This window comes from Nonomuraea sp. LP-02, from assembly GCF_036289125.1.
Taxonomy (GTDB): Bacteria; Actinomycetota; Actinomycetes; order Streptosporangiales; family Streptosporangiaceae; genus Nonomuraea; species Nonomuraea bangladeshensis.
Genome location: NZ_JAXCLK010000001.1, coordinates 1,925,433 through 1,942,646 on the forward strand (window position 1 = coordinate 1,925,433; position 17,214 = coordinate 1,942,646).

General features: G+C 69.0%; 12 protein-coding genes. 7 read left to right on the plus strand and 5 right to left on the minus strand.

The genetic code is table 11. From position 1 onward, the window contains the following. Window positions 1-47 precede the first annotated feature (47 nt). Window positions 48-992 (minus strand): RNA polymerase sigma factor SigJ, encoded by a 945-nt coding sequence (gene sigJ, locus SMD20_RS09015; RefSeq protein WP_329577561.1) that lies wholly within the window; start codon window positions 990-992, stop codon window positions 48-50. 261 nt (window positions 993-1,253) lie between these two features. Between sigJ and SMD20_RS09020 the strand changes: the two genes are divergently transcribed. Beyond that, window positions 1,254-2,531 (plus strand): FAD-dependent monooxygenase, encoded by a 1,278-nt coding sequence (locus SMD20_RS09020; RefSeq protein ID WP_329577564.1) that lies wholly within the window; start codon window positions 1,254-1,256, stop codon window positions 2,529-2,531. A gap of 70 nt (window positions 2,532-2,601) precedes the next feature. Then, complete coding sequence (locus tag SMD20_RS09025) at window positions 2,602-3,321, plus strand: TetR/AcrR family transcriptional regulator (protein WP_329577566.1); 720 nt, start codon at window positions 2,602-2,604, stop codon at window positions 3,319-3,321. Between the two features lie 957 nt (window positions 3,322-4,278). Here the strand turns inward: SMD20_RS09025 and SMD20_RS09030 are convergent. Beyond that, complete coding sequence (locus tag SMD20_RS09030; RefSeq protein WP_329577569.1) at window positions 4,279-7,320, minus strand: AfsR/SARP family transcriptional regulator; 3,042 nt, start codon at window positions 7,318-7,320, stop codon at window positions 4,279-4,281. A gap of 15 nt (window positions 7,321-7,335) precedes the next feature. On the opposite strand from SMD20_RS09030, the gene SMD20_RS09035 reads away from it, so the two are divergent. The 5 genes from SMD20_RS09035 (at window position 7,336) to SMD20_RS09055 (ending at window position 10,305) form a co-directional block, all read left to right on the plus strand. Next, window positions 7,336-7,560 (plus strand): hypothetical protein, encoded by a 225-nt coding sequence (locus SMD20_RS09035; protein ID WP_329577572.1) that lies wholly within the window; start codon window positions 7,336-7,338, stop codon window positions 7,558-7,560. A gap of 29 nt (window positions 7,561-7,589) precedes the next feature. Then, complete coding sequence (locus SMD20_RS09040) at window positions 7,590-8,009, plus strand: hypothetical protein (RefSeq protein WP_329577575.1); 420 nt, start codon at window positions 7,590-7,592, stop codon at window positions 8,007-8,009. Between the two features lie 794 nt (window positions 8,010-8,803). Further along, window positions 8,804-9,211 carry a hypothetical protein gene (locus tag SMD20_RS09045; RefSeq protein WP_329577579.1) on the plus strand — a complete coding sequence of 136 codons (408 nt, stop codon included), beginning with the start codon at window positions 8,804-8,806 and terminating at the stop codon, window positions 9,209-9,211. 237 nt (window positions 9,212-9,448) lie between these two features. Then, complete coding sequence (locus SMD20_RS09050; protein WP_329577582.1) at window positions 9,449-9,751, plus strand: hypothetical protein; 303 nt, start codon at window positions 9,449-9,451, stop codon at window positions 9,749-9,751. Window positions 9,752-9,921: 170 nt separating this feature from the next. After that, window positions 9,922-10,305, plus strand: a complete 384-nt coding sequence (locus SMD20_RS09055) for a hypothetical protein (protein ID WP_329577586.1) — start codon at window positions 9,922-9,924, stop codon at window positions 10,303-10,305. Window positions 10,306-10,362: 57 nt separating this feature from the next. Here the strand turns inward: SMD20_RS09055 and SMD20_RS09060 are convergent, their stop codons facing one another. From SMD20_RS09060 to SMD20_RS09070, 3 genes are read right to left on the minus strand one after another with little or no spacing between them, the layout of a single operon-like run. After that, a complete protein-coding gene (locus SMD20_RS09060) occupies window positions 10,363-11,157 on the minus strand; it encodes an arginase family protein (protein ID WP_329577589.1) in 795 nt (264 codons plus the stop codon). 25 nt (window positions 11,158-11,182) lie between these two features. Then, window positions 11,183-11,338: a hypothetical protein gene (locus SMD20_RS09065; protein WP_329577592.1), complete on the minus strand. Its 156-nt coding sequence runs from the start codon at window positions 11,336-11,338 to the stop codon at window positions 11,183-11,185. A gap of 42 nt (window positions 11,339-11,380) precedes the next feature. Next, on the minus strand, window positions 11,381-17,197 hold the full coding sequence (locus tag SMD20_RS09070) for a hypothetical protein (protein WP_329577595.1): 5,817 nt from the start codon (window positions 17,195-17,197) through the stop codon (window positions 11,381-11,383). Window positions 17,198-17,214: the final 17 nt, after the last annotated feature.

The window sequence follows — 17,214 nt, forward strand, 5'->3', positions numbered from 1 at the left end:
CGCCGTTTCCTGACAGGATCGGGGTGTGAAGCGCCTCACATCTCGGATCACAGGCCGTCGATCACGGGCTCCCCGTGGCCGGCGGCCGTCCACCGCGCGGTCGCGCGGTCGAGCTTGACGGGGTTGAACTGGCTGCGGAACGCGGCGATGCCCCCGGCGGTGATCTCCAGGCACATGACGCCGACGACCCGGCCGTCCACGACGGCCACGAGGGCGGGACCTCCGTTGGCGGTCCAGACGTGGACCTCGGGCGAGCCGCCGATGAGGGCCCGCTTGGCCTCGGCGGGCTTGAACAGGCCCCGCAGGAACGTCGCGACCGCGACGGCGCCCTCGAACGCCTTGGCGCGGGCCGGGACCTTCCCGCCGCCGTCGCCGATCGCGACGGCGTCCTCGGTCAGCAGGCGCAGGAGCGGCTCGATCCGGCCGCTGGTGGCGGCCGCCAGGAACTCCTCGACGATCCGCCGCGTGGCGGCCTCGTCGATCTCGGTGCGGGCCTTGCCGTCCGCGACGCGCTTCTTGGCGCGGTGGAGGATCTGCTGGCTGGCGGCCTCGGTGATGTCGAGGATCTCGGCGATCTCCCGGTGCGGGTAGTCGAACGCCTCCCGCAGCACGTACACCGCCCGCTCGTTGGGGGCGAGGCGTTCCATGAGGGTGAGGACCGCGTACGAGACCGATTCGCGCTGCTCGGCGGTGTCGGCCGGGCCGAGCATCGGGTCCCCGGCGAACAGCGGCTCGGGAAGCCACTGACCCACGTAGGTCTCACGGCGCGCCCGCGCGGAGGCGAGCTCGTTGAGGCACAGGTTGGCGAGGACCTTCGTCAGCCACGCCTCGGGGACCTCGACGTGGCCGACGTCGGCGGCCTGCCAGCGCAGGAACGTCTCCTGCACGGCGTCCTCGGCCTCCGTGGCGGAGCCGAGCAGGCGGTAGGCGATGGCCTCCAGGCGCGGCCTGGCGGCTTCGAACCGGTCGACGTCGTCCGCGGTCAGGGACATGTACCCGATCCTAGGTCGTCGCGTCTTCCTCAGACGATCGCGGCGCTGACGTCGGGGACCTGGCGCGGCTCGCCGTCGCTCTCGCCGAAGCCGCGCGGTAGTCGAAGACCAGCGCCCCGCCGAGACGCGTTCATGCCCCAGCCCGGAGCCGGTCCAGGCACGCAGCCGCCAGAGAAAAAGCGCGGCGGACTTCTTGCGCTGCGGTCGGCTCGCCGTCACGGCGCTCGCAAAGCCACAGGGGGACCGCCTCAACTGACCAGAATGACCAAACTGGTCAGTTTGTTGGCTATTCTGAGCTGGAAGCCCCCGAGAGGAGTCGACATGACGAACGTCGGTAAGACCGGCCGCACGCTGGTGGTCGGGCTGGGAATAGCCGGCATCGCCACCGCGCTGCGGCTGCGGCAGGTCGGGTGGGAGCCGGTCGTGGTGGAACGAGCGCCCGCACGCCGCTCCGGCGGATACTTCATCGTCCTGTTCGGCGCCGGCATCGCCTCGGCCCGGCGCCTGGGCGTGCTGGAGGCCATCGGAGACCGCAGCGGCCCCCACGTCACCAGCTACGAGGTAGACCGGGCGGGAGGCCGCCGTCCCGGTATGAACCCCTTCGCCATGGCCGCCGGCCCCCGGCCACTGCTGCGCGGGGATGTGGAGCGAGGATTGTTCGCGGCATTGCCGGACGATGTGGAGATCCGCTACTCCACCGTGCCCACCCGCATCGTTCAGGACGACGCCGCGGCGGAGGTGACGCTGCACGACGCGGCCGCCGATGCCACCGTCACCGAGCGCTTCGACCTGGTGATCGGCGCCGACGGCATGCGCTCCACGGTGCGCAAGCTCGCCTTCGGCCCCGAGGAGTACCTGCACCCGCTGAACTACATGATCGGCGCCACCGTGCTGGACGGCCCGGTCGACGGCTTCGCCCTGCACGAGGGCCTGGTCCTGGCCGAACCGGGCCGTTCGGTGTGGGCTTTCCCTTTTGCCGACCACGCCCCGAGCCTGCTGTTCTCTTACCGCACGAGCGACATCGACGCCGAATTCAGCCGGCCGCCGATCGAGTCCATCCGCGCCGCCTACGGCCCCGAACCCACCGGCCCGCTGCTGGAAGGACTGCTGACACGTTACGAGGAGGCACCTGATGCGCTGTTCGACTCGGTGCAACAGGTCAAGATGCCGCAATGGCACCACGGCCGGGTCGTCCTGATCGGCGACTCGGCCTGGTGTGTCACTCTGTACGCGGGCATGGGCGCCTCCAGCGGCATGGCCGGCGGCGAACTGCTGGGCACCATGCTGCAACGCCATCCCGATGACGTACCCGGCGCGCTACGGGCCTGGGAGGCACGGATGCGGCCGTTCATCCACCTGCAGCAGGAAAGCGCCCTGCCCGGACGCCGCATATTCACCCCGCACGACCGTAAAGAGCTTCTCCTGCGGGCGGGAATGATGCGCCTGATGCGGATGCCGGGCGTCGGCAAGGTCATGGGCAGGAGAATGCTTAACAACAAGGACATGCAGGCCAAGAACATCGACGTCGCCGCTCCCTGACCAGAGCTGAACAACCTGGCCGAACAACCTGACGGAGCGCGACCCGACAGCACGACCGTGGAGGAGCACAGTGAGTCAGCTGGTCGAACATCATTCGCCCAAAGCCGCCCGCATCCTGGACAGCGCGCGCGAACTGGTGACCGACCACGGCGTGCACAAGGTCACCGTCAGCGAGATCGCCGCAGCGGCCGGGGTCGGCAAGGGCACCGTCTACCTGTACTGGCCCACCAAGGAAGACCTCATCCTCGGATTGTTCGCCCGCGAACTGCTGGCCTTCCTGGACGAGATCGTCGCCCGCATCACCGCCGACCCCGCCGCCGTCCTGCCACGCCGCCTGGCCCCGCTGCTGATCCGCACCGGGCTGCGATCTCCGCTGGCACGCCGCCTCGCCACCAAGGACGCCCAACTGCTGCGACTGCTCACCGAACAGGTCAGCGACCGCGACCTGTTCGACCGCACTCGGCCCAGCGCCATGTGCGAGGCGGTCATGCCGATCCTGCGCCGGCACCGACTACTCCGCCAGGACCGCCCGCTGGCCGATCAGTCCTACGCCATGCACGCCATGCTCACCGGCTTCGGCATCGCCATGTCCAACCCGGACTCCGCCCCGCCCAGCACCGGTGACCCCGCCGACGTCCTCGCCGACACCGTGGCCCTCGTCCTCGAACCCACGGTCGCGCCCACCGAGCAGGCAATCATCGCGGCCGCCGCCGACGCCGCCGCCGTCTTCCGCCAGACCAGAGACGGCATCCTGGACGTCATCGCCCGCAGCCAGACCCTCCAGCAATGAATCGGCCCATGTCGCATGACCTGGCGCTGACGCCGTTCTGAGAGGACGGTTCTGCGAGAGGTCATGAAAGCTACCTTGCGTCCGGGTCGGGCCGACCCGAGCGGTGGGCCTTCTCCGACACGGCCTCGCTGTAGTCCCGGGGAAATTTCCAACGGATTTGCCTGACCTGCACGGTTCGTACGGTTCTGACCGGTGGCGGTGCGGGGGTGTCGATGTCGACCCGGGTCGTGGCCGTGGCCCGACTGACCGCCTCGGCCTTGCCGTCCAACTCGGCACGTTGCCTGGCTAGGGTTCGTGCCGGATGAGGTGGTGCGGCGCCGCCGGCGGCAGTGGCCCATCTGGCCGAGCGACTGGGAATCGATCCGGACGTTCTGGCCGAGTACGGTCAGCGGGAGCAAACCCGCGCCGATCCAGATCCGCGCGTAACTGACTGGTCAGCAGGTGCGCGACCTTCTCCCAAGTTGGCGCGGTGGCGCCGGTTCAGGCGGTGGCCACCATCTTGGTCAGCGTTGTCACGCCCGGCCTGATCGTCTTGGCCGGTGTTCGCCCAGCTCGACCTCCGCCGCCACACATCGCCTGTCTGGAGGACGTCTGTGTCCGTCGTGTGCTTCCCCGGCCCGCCGGCCCCGGCCACCGGGCCCCCGCCCGCCTCGCCGATGAGGGCGCCGATGACGGCCGCGGTCGAACGCTTCCTGGAGTCGGTGAAGGCGGCCACCACCCGCGCCGGCTACGCCGAGACCCTCGCCCGCCGTGCAGGCCCTGCCTATCGCTGCAGGTCAGGCAAATCCGTTGGAAGTTTCCCCGGGACTACAGCGAGGCCCATCCGAGGGGACGGCCGGGACTCCGATGCATCCGATTCGAGGTGGTCCTCGGCATAGGGCGCAGCGAGCATCAGCGTTGGGTTTCCGCGGGCCCGACCGTTCGGCTCGCCAACGGAACAATGGTGAACAGGGGCGGTTACGGCCGGCTGGTGCTCACGTGATCCAGGGCGGCGAGGTGTCCTCGTACATCGTCGGCGTCGGGCACGTCGAGATCGGCGTAGCGCGTGATTGCCTGCTCGTAGTGATGGCGGGCGCGAGCGAGGTCGCCCAGGGCTTGATGGGCCTTGCCGAGGCCGGCGTGGGCGCGGGCCTGCTCATCCACCGCGCCGTTGTCGTCGGCGATGGTGAGGGCGGCGCTGTGGTGGGTGACGGCGTCGGCGTGGTGCCCGGCGGCGTACGTGGCTTCGCCGAGGCCGTTGAGCGCTATGCCTTGTCCTTCGTGGTCGCCGTCCTCAAGGAACAAGGTGTGAGCCTGCTGGAGGAACCCGAGGGCATCGTCGTGTTTTCCCAGGCCCAGGTAGTCGACGCCGAGGTTGGCCAGCGCTATGCCCTCACCGGTTCGGTCGCCGGTATCCCGGTACAGGTCCACGGCTTGCCGGTGGTGGTCAACCGCTCGGTCGTAGCTGCGCTGCCGATGCTCGACGCACCCGAGCATGTCGAGTGCGTCGGCTTCGCTGAGACGGTCGCCGGTCTGCCGGCCCAGAAGAAGGGCTTGCCGGAGGTGGTGGGTGGCCTCGCCGTAGTGTCCTTGGCGCATCTCCACCGCGCCGAGTTTGACCAGCGCGCGGGACTCGCCGAGTTGATCGCCGGTACGCCGGTAAAGCTCGAGGGCTTGACGGCAGTATTCGGTGGCTCGGCTGTAGCGGCCCCGGCTGTCCTCCGCACCACCGAGGTTGTTCAGGGCGCGCGCTTCACCGATGGGGTCGCCGACCTGGCGGAAGAGATCCAAAGCCGGTTCGAGGTGATCGGTGGCCTGTTCGTAGTGGCCGGACTTCAGGTAGGTACTTCCGAGGCCATGGAGTGCGTGTGCCTGTCCGGCCTTGTCTCCGGCCTGCCGGGTGGCATCCAGGGCGTGCCGGTGGATGGTCAGTGCGTCGATGTTGTGGCCGGCTTCGAAGTAACGGAACAGGGTGGTGGACAGCCGGCTGGTGTGGCTGGGCCAGCCATGGGCGGCGGTGTGGGCGGCCACCGCGATCAGAGTGGGCTGTTCGGCCTCCAGCCAGCCGCGGGCTGCGCCCGGGTCGGCCAGGTCCGGGACGGGGGTCGCGGGCGCGGGGATCCGGGGCCTGCGGTGGATTTCGGCCGGGTAGAGCGTGTCCATGGCGGCCGCGGAGGTGGCCAGATAGTAGTCGAACAGCCGCTCCAGCGCGGCCCCGCGCTGTCCGTCCCCGTCACAGGCCGCGCTCAGGTCGGCGGCGTAGGTGCGTAGCAGGTCGTGCATGCCGTACCGGCCGGCGCCGGCATGGTGCACGAGGTTGGCCCGGGCGAGCGTGTCCAGGGCGCGGCGCGCCTCCGGCAACGAGCTGCCGGCCAGCGCGGCGGCGTTGTAGGTGTCGAAGCCGGATCCGGGATGCAGACCGAGCAGCCGGAACACGCGAGCGGTCTCGGCGGAGAGGTGCCGCACGGACCAGGAGAAGACCGTGGCCACGGCCGCGCGAGGATCACCACCGGCGTCCAGCAGGTCCAGCCGCGACTGGAGGTCGGCCAGTTCGGCGACGAGCTCGGCCAAGCGGGTCAGGGGACGGGAGACGGCCAGTTCGGCGGCGACCCGCAGAGCCAGCGGCAGACGGACGCACTGCTGGGCGAGAGTCGCGACGGCGTCGGGATCGGTGTCGGCCCGCGGGCCGATCAGGGTGCGCAGCAGGACAACCGCCTCGTCCTGCGTAAGCAGGTCGAGTTCGACACGGCGGGCACCGTGTGTCGCGATCAGCCCGGCGAGGCTGTCGCGACTGGTCACCACGACCGCGCACGTCCCGGTGCCGGGCAGCAGCGGGCGGACTTGCTCGACCGAGGAGGCGTTGTCCAGCAGGATGAACATACGCCGATCGGCGATCTCGCTGCGGTAGAGGGTCGATCGCTCGTCCACCTCCAGGGGGATCTCCGCTTCGGGCACGCCCAGGACGCTAAGGAACCGGGCCAGCGCGTCGCTTGCGGTCATCGGCTGATCGGGGTCGTAGCCGCGCAGGTTGACATACAACTGCCCATCGGGGAACCGGGAACGCACCCGGTGCCCGAATCGAAGCGCCAGGGCGGTTTTGCCCACACCGGCGGTACCCGACACGGCCGAGATCACCACCGCCGGAGATCCGGCGGCGAGCGTCCCGGCAACCGTCAGCGATGTGCTCTCCTCATCGAGAAGATCATCGAGCTGGGCCAGTTCAGCTTCGCGGCCGATGAAGCCCTGCACGTCGGCAGGCAACTGCGCCGGCACACCGGGCGTGGGTGGTCGAGAAGGGTGCGATGATGTCGCTGGTGGCGGAAGGTCAACCTCGTCACGGAGAATCGCCTGGTGCAGCTCGCGTAAGGCAGGACCGGGGTCCAGACCGAGCTGGTCGGCCACCCGGTCACGCGTCCGGGCGTATGCCTCCAGCGCGTCACCGGAGCGTCCGTCCCGGTGCAAGGCGAGCATGTAACTGCCGACGAGGCGTTCCCTGAGCGGGTGTTCGCCGGTCAGTCGTGCAAGCTCGGGGATGAGTTCGTGATGGCGGCCCAGCTCCAGGCCGACCGCCACGGATTCCTCGACGGCGTATAAGCGCAGCTCGTCCAGATCGGCGCAGATCCGCTGCCGCAGTTGCTCGTCGGCGGCATTGTGCAGCGCCGGACCGGCCCACAGGGCGAGCGCCTCTCGTAGCATCTGATCCCGCTCACTCAACTCGGGGGTGGCGGCCGCGATCTCGAGCAGGCGACGGAACTGGTGCACATCGACCATGTCCGGAGACACCATCAGCCGGTAGCCGCCCCGGTCGGATACCAACGTCACTGCGGGCTCCGCCTCGCCGGCCTCGGCCAGCAGCGCGCGTATCCGCGAGGCCATGCTGCGCAGAAACTGACGCGCCCGCTCGGGCGGGTCGTCCTGCCACAGCAGGCTGCACAGCCGCTCGACCGACACCACCCGGCCCGCCTCCAGCAGCAGGATTCCCAGCAGACAACGCTCCTGCCGGCGCACCAGGCTCAGCACCCGGCCGTCATCAGCGTGCACTTCGACTGGACCGAGCACCCGGAATCGCATAGCCATACTCCTGACGGCCGCTGCCAATGCTTTGCCAACCCTAACGGCAACTCGACGGTTGCATGCTTAGTGCACGCGACCGGAAACGCCACCGACGCCGGCCTCGTCCATCTCAGCTTGGACGGCATCATCATCGCCACCGACCGCTGCGCCGAAAAGATCATCGACGTCCGAGGTCACCTGCCGTGACTCTTCTCGCTACCAAAAGTAGGGATCATATGAAACTGACGCGGATCAAGTCGGCAGCTGCCGTCGGCAGCCTGGCAACGGCGCTCTTTCTGGCACCGTCGACGCCGGCACAGGCAGCCGCCGGTTGCGCCAACGGCACCCAGACGGACATCGGGTACACCATCCTTTCCGGCGGATACATCAAAGGTTCGGCCAGCTACACAAGCTGCCCGGATCGGCCGATATCCCGGGCCGAGATCTGGATACGCAGAAACGGTGGTCGGCTGTTTGCCACAGAGGTTGAGATCAAGGGCATCGCCACACCATCGAGTCGGTCCTTCTCGCCCAAGGATCGTATTTGCCAAAACCCGAGGATCACGAGCAAATACGACACTTTTGTGGTCTTCTACCATTCAGACGGCGGAAAGACGGAGTTGCGCTCGAACTCGATCACCGTTCCGTGCGAGTAGCTTCCCCGAAACCTGAGTCACGTCCATACCCCCGATTAGCGGACTATGAGGTGCAACGGGGCCCCTTTGAGGTCAACCAGCCTCTTACACCTGCATTACTGCGCATCGGAACGGCATTGGTGCCGGAAGAATCGGAACAACGCGACGGCTGAAGCGTGCCGGGAAGTCCACATTGCAACGGCCGCGTTACACGAAATTTCGCAAATCAGGGAAGGATTATCTGTGCGGAAGACCGTTGCTCGCCTGGGCGTACTTGCCCTTTCGCTTGGGATTTCGATCGTAGGGCAGGTCCAGCCAGCCAGTGCGGCCATCAACTGCAGTAGCGGTACCAAGATGGACATCGGGTACACCATCAAGGATGGCGCATACATCAAGGGGTCGGCGAGCTACACCAGCTGCCCGAACCGCGCGATCCACTCAGCCGAAATTGTGCTCCAGACAAAGATTGCGCTTGGCGGCTGGAGTGACGTGAGTCAAACTCGTGTCACGATATCAGGGATCGTCACGCCTTCTCAGAAGTCGTACTCTTTCAAGGATCTTCCTTGCAGGGCGGACACCATGATGGATTGGCGGGATTGGCGCGCGAAGGCCGTCTGGAAGCACACCTCGGGCACTACTACCAAGTACTCGAATGTATTGCGGACAGTAGCGGACTGCCGGCCATAAGAGCCGAAGGATCCGGGGCCAAGCTGAATCTGGTCAGGTTGGCCCCGGCGACGAACACTCACGGCGCCGGCGCGGCAAGGTGCCGAGACGCAACCCCCAACACCCCTTCAGTTACAGGAGACTAGCAAGTGAAACACCTCAAGAAGATTACGGCAGTTATTGGTGCGGCGGGAATCGTAGCCAGCGGCGTCCTAGGCGCCGCCCCAGCACAAGCCGCAGGTTCCGTCATCCACATCGGCTACACCATCGTCGATGGGCGGTACATCAAGGGGTCGGGCAGCATGACGAACAACGGCGACTACACCAACGTTTGTGTGGTAATCATGGGAAAAAAGAACTCGAGCGGCTACTCGGACTACACGATGGCTTGTCGCACCAATCAGGGCTCCGCGACGTGGAGCGCTCCGGATGTGTTCGCCGGGAACTTGGAGGCACGTTCCTGCTATGAGTTCTACACTCGGATCAGCGCTTACAAGAATGGCACTCGCGTGGCCAACAAGAACTCGAATCACGTCAAGGTAGGCACCTGCGGGTAGATTCAGTGGTTGCAGGCGGCTACAGAGCGTTGAAGGCGGGGGTTACGGGGGGTCGGGGAACCTGCGGGCAGCCGTTGGCCGTACCCGCGAATAACTTAGTGGGACGCTTCGGCAGGATCCCCGGCCGGGATGAGTGCGGGCGGACCCGGCCGGCCGGGCAGAAGTCCGATCAGCGCGGGTCCGGATGGCGGCCCGGCTCACTCCATGCGCACGGACGAGAGCCGCGATGGAGGTGCCGTGGTCGGCGAACGCCGATCGCACCTCCTCAAGCCGGGTGCCGGTCAGCGCGGGCGGCCGGCCTCGGTAGCGCCCTTCGGCTTCCGCCGCAGCGATGCCCTCGGCGGTCAGCTCGTTCTGCAGGTCGCGCTGGAACTGCCCGGCGGCGGTGATGACGTTGATGAGCAGCGCGGTCGTCGCGTCGTTGGCGGCGAGGTCGTGGAGGTTGGACAGTGGTCCGGGCAGGACGTCGCCGGGGTGCGCGGCGGCGGCGACCTTGGCGAACGCGGGCCGATCAGCCCAGAGCGCATCGGCCCACCCTGAAGCGGCTCAAGCGAGAGGCGGCGTCGTCGGGCCGATCCCCGGAGGAGGTCGTCAAGCGATACGCGGCCCGGGTGGCTGCTACCTCGTCGCCCAACCCGACGGACTTCGAGGGGTACGATTTCAAGGGTCCCATCCCTGCTCGCGCGATCGGGCTGGCCAGGACCCTCCCCATGGAGGTCACCCTGATCGGCGGCAAGGGATTCTCGGCCTCGGAGCTCCGGCGGGCCCAGGACACGGTCGTCTCCTGGCTCCGATCCCGTCCTGAGGTGGCCACGATGCTGGCGCACTCAGATGAGGAGACCGGTCAAGTCAAGGTCACCGTTCAGCCGAAGGTGATGCCGGACGATGCCGAGGAGTTCAAGCGTGGGCTTCAGCTCCCGCAGCTGGACAATCCGCACATCACCGTCGAGATCACGCTCTCCAAGCTTGATCCTATCGCTGCAGGTCAGGCAAATCCGTTGGAAATTTCCCGGGGCTACAGCGAGGCCGACACCCTCAAGACCGTCCCCGAAGGGCTCGCGCTCGTCCGCGCAAGGACGCCGAGTCCATGGTGACGCGGCTCAAGCAGGAGACCGACGGCACGTTCCGCCGCTACGTACGGACCTGACCGGTCAGCGGCCGGTCAGCGCGGCGGCCAGCAGGCGGATGGTCTCGGCCTCGCCGGGGTCGAGGTCGTCGCCGGAGGGCGCGTACTCGGTGATGGCGGCCCCGACGATGTCGTCCACCTGGGAGACGAGGTCGGCCAGCCGCTGCGGCCGTACGCCGTCCGGCTCCGGGTAGCAGGTCGCGTCGAAGGCGGCGGGCTCCAGGACGTCGAGATCGATGTGCACGTACACGGGGCCGCGCAGCCCGTCGAGCACGCGCTCCAGGTCGTCCACGCCGTACCTGCGCAGCCCCGTCTTCGCGAGATATTCGTGCTCGGACGGATCACCGGCCCGCTCCCCGGCGATGATCACCTGCCGCGGGGTCAGGGGCTGCTCCAGCGCGAGGCCGGCCGGCCCGTCTCCGAGCAGCGCGCGCACCACCATCCCGTGGAAGGCTCCCGACGGGAGGGTCCGCGGGCTGTAGACGTCCGGGTGCGCGTCGATCCACAGCACCGTCAGAGCGTCCCCGTAGCGGGCGCGGGCGGCGGCGATGGGCGCGAGGTCGACCGCGCAGTCGCCGCCGACGGTGATCACCCGGTCGTCGATGCCGGCCAGCGCCTTCCGCGTCAACCGCTGGTTCTCCACGAGCACGTCGTAGGCGCGGACCCCGGCGGCCTTGTCACCGCCGGCCTCCGCCACCGGTACGGTCACCACCGCATCGGCGGGAACGAGCCCGGCGGCGCGGCGGGCGCCGGCCATCAGCCGCGGCGCCCTGTCCGACGCCGATCCTTGCCATTGCGGTACGCATAACGCGGTCGTCATGAGGCGAGACTACGCAAGAGTCCCTTCAGCGTTCGGGCGCCGGGGGGAGCTGGAGTGCGGGCTTGTCCGGGTCGAGCTTGGTGGTCACCGTACGCGCGGCCGGGGCCTTGATCGAGACCCTGGAGCCCCATTTGGTCATCGGCTGGAACACCCGCGAGGTGGACGGCGAGTGGATCTCCACCTTCTCCCACGCCCCTCCTCGTTGAGGAAGCGCTGAGGAGGTTCACCAGGCCAGGTCAAGTGTGGCCGAGGCGGTGTAGTGGTCCAGCCCGTCAGCAGCCTCAGCGGCCTCCCAGCGGCGGCGTGCCAGCGTGAATGAGAGGGCATACGCGCCTGCGGGGAGCGGGTTCGCCGGGACGATCAATGCGGCCAGACCGGGCCCGTCCTGGAGGACCGTACAGGGGACGGGCGTCGCGGTCGTCCGAGGGGTCAGCTGGAGCTGTGTCTCGGAGGTGAAGTCGAGCGGTTCCGGCGTCTGCAGAAGCAGCAGTGCGGTCGCGCCGTCCTCGACGTACCGGATCAGCCTGAGCGAGCTGACGTCCTGTTCGACTGGCATGCCGAGCGCGGAGATCCAGCGGTCGAACGTGCGTTGCCGGGCGGCGGGGTCGCCGCCTGGCGCGGGTTCGGCGGAGAGCGTGGCGACCGTCGACGTCGTCGTCCCGGGCCCCATGGCTTCGGGCCCGAGCGCGGGGAGAGCTCCGCGGAAGCTCCGGATGTGCTCGGCGAACGAGGTGTAGCGACTCGTCGTGAAGGGGAACGTATACAGGTCCAGCCCGGTGACCAGCAGCGAGGTGAAGCGGGCGGTGCCGTCGGCGACGAGGCAGAGCCGCCCTTCCCGGAACTCGTCCCTGTCGGCCTCGATCCGGACATCGCCGACGCTGGCCCGTACGCGGTCGTCGAAGGCGGTGACCTCAAGCAGCCAGGGCGCCGAAGTTGTGAGGTCGGCCTGGCCGACCGTGACGTCCAGCTCGCCGGGGGACCGTCGGCGCAGTACGAGCCGTTCGCCTTCGACAAGGGCGAACAGGCCTCGCGCGGCGGTGCTCGAGGCCGAGAGCGACAGCCCGATCCCGGCCGCGGTCCCCTCATGGGCGATCGTCACCTGAACGGTCATATGGTCCCATCCGGGCTCCCCGAAGACGGCGTAGGCTCGGCCACCTGGGGCGCTGGGGCCGAGACCAGAGTCGTCGGTCGTCCACCTGCCGCCGGGCCCGGAGTCCAGCAGGGCTTCAAAAGCGGTCTCGTCCCCGGGCGCGAACGGCCGCCGGTCCACAAAGGGCGCGTCCTGGAGCCGGACGGTCGCGCTGCACCTGGATCCGGCAGGCCACAGGCCGGTCGTGGGAGTGGCCAGCAGGACCGTCCCGATGGTCTGGCGGGCATCGGCGGGTGCGCAGCCGGCGGCGTCCGGGCGCTGAGTGAGCGCCGCGAGGCGCGCCCGCTTGGGGTCCTCGCTCGTCAGCTTCGCCCCGGTGGTGATCGGCTGGGTCTTCGTGCCCACCCAGGCGGTGACGAGTTCGGACGGCTGCTGACGGTGGAGGGCGATCCAGTCCGCACTGGTTGTGTCGAACGGTGTCGCGTTCGCGGCGGCGGTGTCCGACCGGGCCACCAAATGCATGCGCTGGACCGTCAGGTTCTCCTCGGCGGAGCCGCCAGGGCGCAGTGTGAGGGGGACGGCCACCTGGAATCCCTCGGTGAAGACCGCCGCCACGGGCTCTTCCCGGTAGAGGGTGCCAGATCCGCCCCGGTACAGATGGTGGACGTACGGGTCGAGTTCGGCGCCGGTCCGCTCCGTCGCGTTGAGTCCCGGTAGGCCCTTCGTCCGGAAGTAGACGTACTCCACGACGTCGGCCCGCTCGGCAGGGACGGTCGGATGAGTCACGGAGACCCGCGTGGTGACGGCGATCTCGTACTCGAAGTTGGGCAGGAACGCGAGCTTTCCCCTGCCCTCGTAACCGGTGATTCTGCCGGGGCGCGCGCAGGCGAGCCGCTTCTCCTCCCGGTCGCGCCAGTCGGCGACCGGGAGGTAGGCGATGACGTCGAGTTCGAGCCAGGCAGAAAGCTGCGCCGGGAGGAACGCGGGCGGCGCGACCCAGACGTCCACCCTGCGAATCGGCCTCCGGGCGACCAGCCGTACCTGCTGGACCGAGGATGAGGCGGGGAAATCACGGACCTCGATGAGCTCACCGTCGGCGTCGACCAGATGGACGAAGGTGCTGCCCGAGCACCCGTAGGCCAGGACTACGGCCGCCGCGTCCTCGTCGAGGTCGACGCGGAAGGCCGGCAGGAAAGAGCCGGCGGACAGCACTCCGGCGGTGTGCCCCTGGCTGCCCGTCGCTGTCCGGGCGGGCGACAGGAACCGGACCGTGCTCTGCGTCCCGGCGAAGAACCGCGGTAGCCGCAGATCCTCCCCGACCCGCTCGGCCCGGAAGCTGAGCTGGTGGCCGGGAGCGGGTTCGCCACGCGCCGGCCCGGCACAGCACGGCCAGGCAGGGGACGCCTCCAGGGTCTGCTCGTCGGTCTCGGGGTTGGACACGGTGAACCCGAACGGCGTCGCGGCGTTGAGCCGTAGCTTCTTGGTCGTGGGCGCGCCGTCCGCGCGGACGTCCAGATCCCACAGCATGGCCAGCGCGGTGGCCTCGTACGAACCCTTGATCTCCGGCCCCCGCTCCGTGAACTCGACCCCCAGCTCCGTCACCGTGTCCAGCGGGCGGAACGCCCGGTCCGGCCCGTACCGAGGGCGCCGCCGGATCCGTACTTCCACCAGGTCGTACGCCAGACGGAGGTCGCCGGTCCGCTGGTCACCGCGGCCGGACGCGATCCTGGTGGACAGCCCGAGCCGGTCGTTGACCGCGACGGACCATTCCAGCTCGATGGTCGCGTCCACGGGAACGGGAGCGGGGGCGTCGGGACCACTGAGCAGCGTGAGCCGCTCGGCCTCTGCGGGACCCGGCTCGCGCAACGTCCGGACCGACATGGGCCGGGAGGGGCCCTGCCCGTCCCAGGAGGCGTCGGCGCGGACCACGACCACGGGCAGCACCTCGTCGCTGGAGTCCAGCCGGGCGGCGGCCGAGCGGAGCGGGGAGGCCGCCGAGGCCAGCGCCGCCACCTCCAGGGTGCCGCTGGTGTGCTCCCAGTGCCAGGTGACGTCGGGCAGGAACCAGGGAGTTTCCAGCCGCACCTCGCCCTGCAGTTCATCGCGTGAGGGGCACGCGCCGACATGCCTGTACTGCACGCGTGCCGTGATGCCGAACCTGAGGAAGCGGAAGAGCACGATCCGCAGCCCGGCCTCCGCCCAGGCGCGGAACAGGTGGTCGACCGACCCGGTCGTGAACACCGCGTAGCTGAGGCCGAGGCCGACGAACGCCGAGGCACGGATGATGCCCGCGTCGATGTCGACCTCTGCCCGGAGCACGAACCCGAACCCGTTGACGCCGTCGGGGCCCTCGACGAGTTCCAGGCAGAGCCCGACGAGGAAATGCGCCTGGGCGAGGAAGGAGACGTCGAGGTCGAGCCGGGCCGACAGCCAGCTCCGCTCGTCCGCCAGCCGCCCGATCGCCAGTGTCGCGGGATCGTTGGACAGGAAGACCGTGCCCTCGATCGCCAGGATCCCGTCCAGCCACGCCGGGGACGACTCCAGGAACGTCGAGATGCGCAGGCGGACGCCCGACAGCAGACTGTAGCGGTGCCGTGCGAGGTCCAGTTCCAGTGCGAAGTAGCCAACGGCCTCGGACGAGCTGAGCAGCCGGACCTCCCCTGTGACCAGGACGCCGCGCTCGTCAGGGCCCATCACGACCAGCACGAAGGCGCCCAGTTCGATGACCTTGCCGGCGTTGGCGAAGGAGATCCCGGCGCCCATGCCCAGAGCCCAGGAGTTCGCGCGGGGCCGCCATGCGGCGATCCGCTGGTCGCCCTTCACGGTCACCGGGTCGGTCCGCTTGTACCAGTTGTAGTAGCGCAGCTCGCCGGGCCCAGGGTCGACCAGCTTGGGCTGCATGTCGTTCGCGAACAGCAGCCGGGCGCCGCGAAGCTCGACCACGCTGATCGGGATCGACCCCTGGAAGAAGAGCTGGATGAGCCAGTAGCGGAGGTCGGTGTCGGGGCCGGTAATGGACCCCCACAGAACGTCCACGCCGAAACGCTGGATCCCGTCGAAGAGCGGTACCTGGACGGATCCGGTCAGCGCGTACTCGCTGCGGTGCAGCGGGCCGATGTACTCATCGACGTACCAACCGCCCACCTCCAGCGCGAACGAACCGGCGCGAAGAAAGATGAAAGCGCCGCCGAGCTTGACCAAGGGAGCCGCCGTCGAGCCGGCGACGCGCAGCCGGAGCCGCTCGACCCCGGCGCCGCCTGCTGTTCCTGGAGGGCAGGCGAAGCCGAGCCCTCCCGAGACGCTGAAGTAGCTCGCCCCGTCCTCAGCCACCAAGCCGATCTCCTTGACGTAGACGAAGAACGGTCCGAGATGACCGACGACCCCGTCCGGCAGGCTGAACCCGCCGGCGCTGATCGTGCCGTCGCGCCAGCCGATCCGCTCGGCGAGGAACTGCACCGCCTGTCCGTCGAGGGACCTGAGTCCAGCCGGGCCCGGGTTTGTGGCAGGCAGGTACACCAGCAGGTCGGCGGTCAGCTCGAAGCACTCCCCGAAGCTGCGGCGCTCCGAGATCGCCCGGCCGAGCGCGTAGCCGACGCGCACGGCCATCACGTCGACGATGTTCCCGCCTATCTCGTGATGCAGGAGAGCGTCTACCGCGTCGCGTTCCGGCCGCGTCACCGGCCGGCCGGTCTCCGGGTCGGTGTCGCGCCGGTACGTCGCCAGCAAGGTCCACCCGTCCTCGACCGTGAGGCCGACAGCGTGCTTCGCCGCGCCCTCCCCGCTCAGCAGGAACGCGACGGACACGGTCAGCCCCGCGTCGGCGCTGGTCGGCGTGATCGAGCGGTAGAACAGGGACTCCACCATGACTCCCACCAGCGGGGCCGCATTGATCCCGACGAGGATCGGGGCGGTCTCGAAGGAGGTCTCGGCCACCGGGTCGGACGCGGCGACCGTGCGCCGCCGCAGCCCGATGGTGACATGTCGGGGCAGCGGGATCCCGAAGAACGGCAGGACGACGTCCTCGAGGACGAGTTCCGCCTGACTCACGGGTTCCGCCGGCGGCAGCGTGAGCCCGCTGGGCCCGCTCGTGTACGGGGCGTCGGCGTGCCCGGCCCGGCCGCTGAGCGCGCGCAGGGCGTCCGCGAGCGGCGGGCGTGCCGGATCCAGTTCGACCGAGCGAGCGCCGAAGCAGCCGTCGTAGGGTCCGGCCACCCCGGGGATCCAGGGCCGGATACCGTGCCGGAGCCACTCCGCGCCGTCGGGCTCCAGCGGTTCCAGGTCCGGCCCGGGCGTCGGAGCGAGAGAGGGCGAGGGCAGGAGCTGGAAGTCGTGGACGTTCAGGCAGGCGAGGCCGAGGAACTCGCAGTCGGAGAACCCGACTGGGACAGCGGTGCGCACGGTGGTCTCCCCGGCGGCCGTCACGTGCAGCCTGACGTGGACGAACACCGACGTGACGTCCATGTCTCGATAAACGATCCGCAGGTCGTCATGACGTCCTGGCTGGAAGTCGCCGGTGGCCCGCTCTCCACTCGGATACGGCGAGACCAGGCCCACGGGAAGCCGGATCTCCACCGGCAGACCCTCCAGGAGCACCTCCGTGCCATCGTCCGCCGCGCTGACGTAGACCCGGACCGCCGCCGCGGGTGAGATGACCTCCTGGATGCGGAACTCCACATCCGGCATCGAGGCGATGACGAACGGGAAGCCGCCGAGGTAGCCGGTCTGCCCCAGGTCCAGCAGCGCTGCGGCCTCCACCGTGGCCCGGTCGCCGGACACGCCGGCGTGGACGTCGACGAGGCGCACTCCCTGGTTGAGCGACCGCAGCCAGGAACCGGGGTCCGGCGTGGTCGACCCGGGCGCGTGGAGGCCGGCGAAGTACTGCACGACCGACAGCGGCCAATCGCCGGTGAAGTCGCCGAACAGGTCGAACAGGCGGGTGGGTCGCGGCATGTTCAGATCTCCCGTCC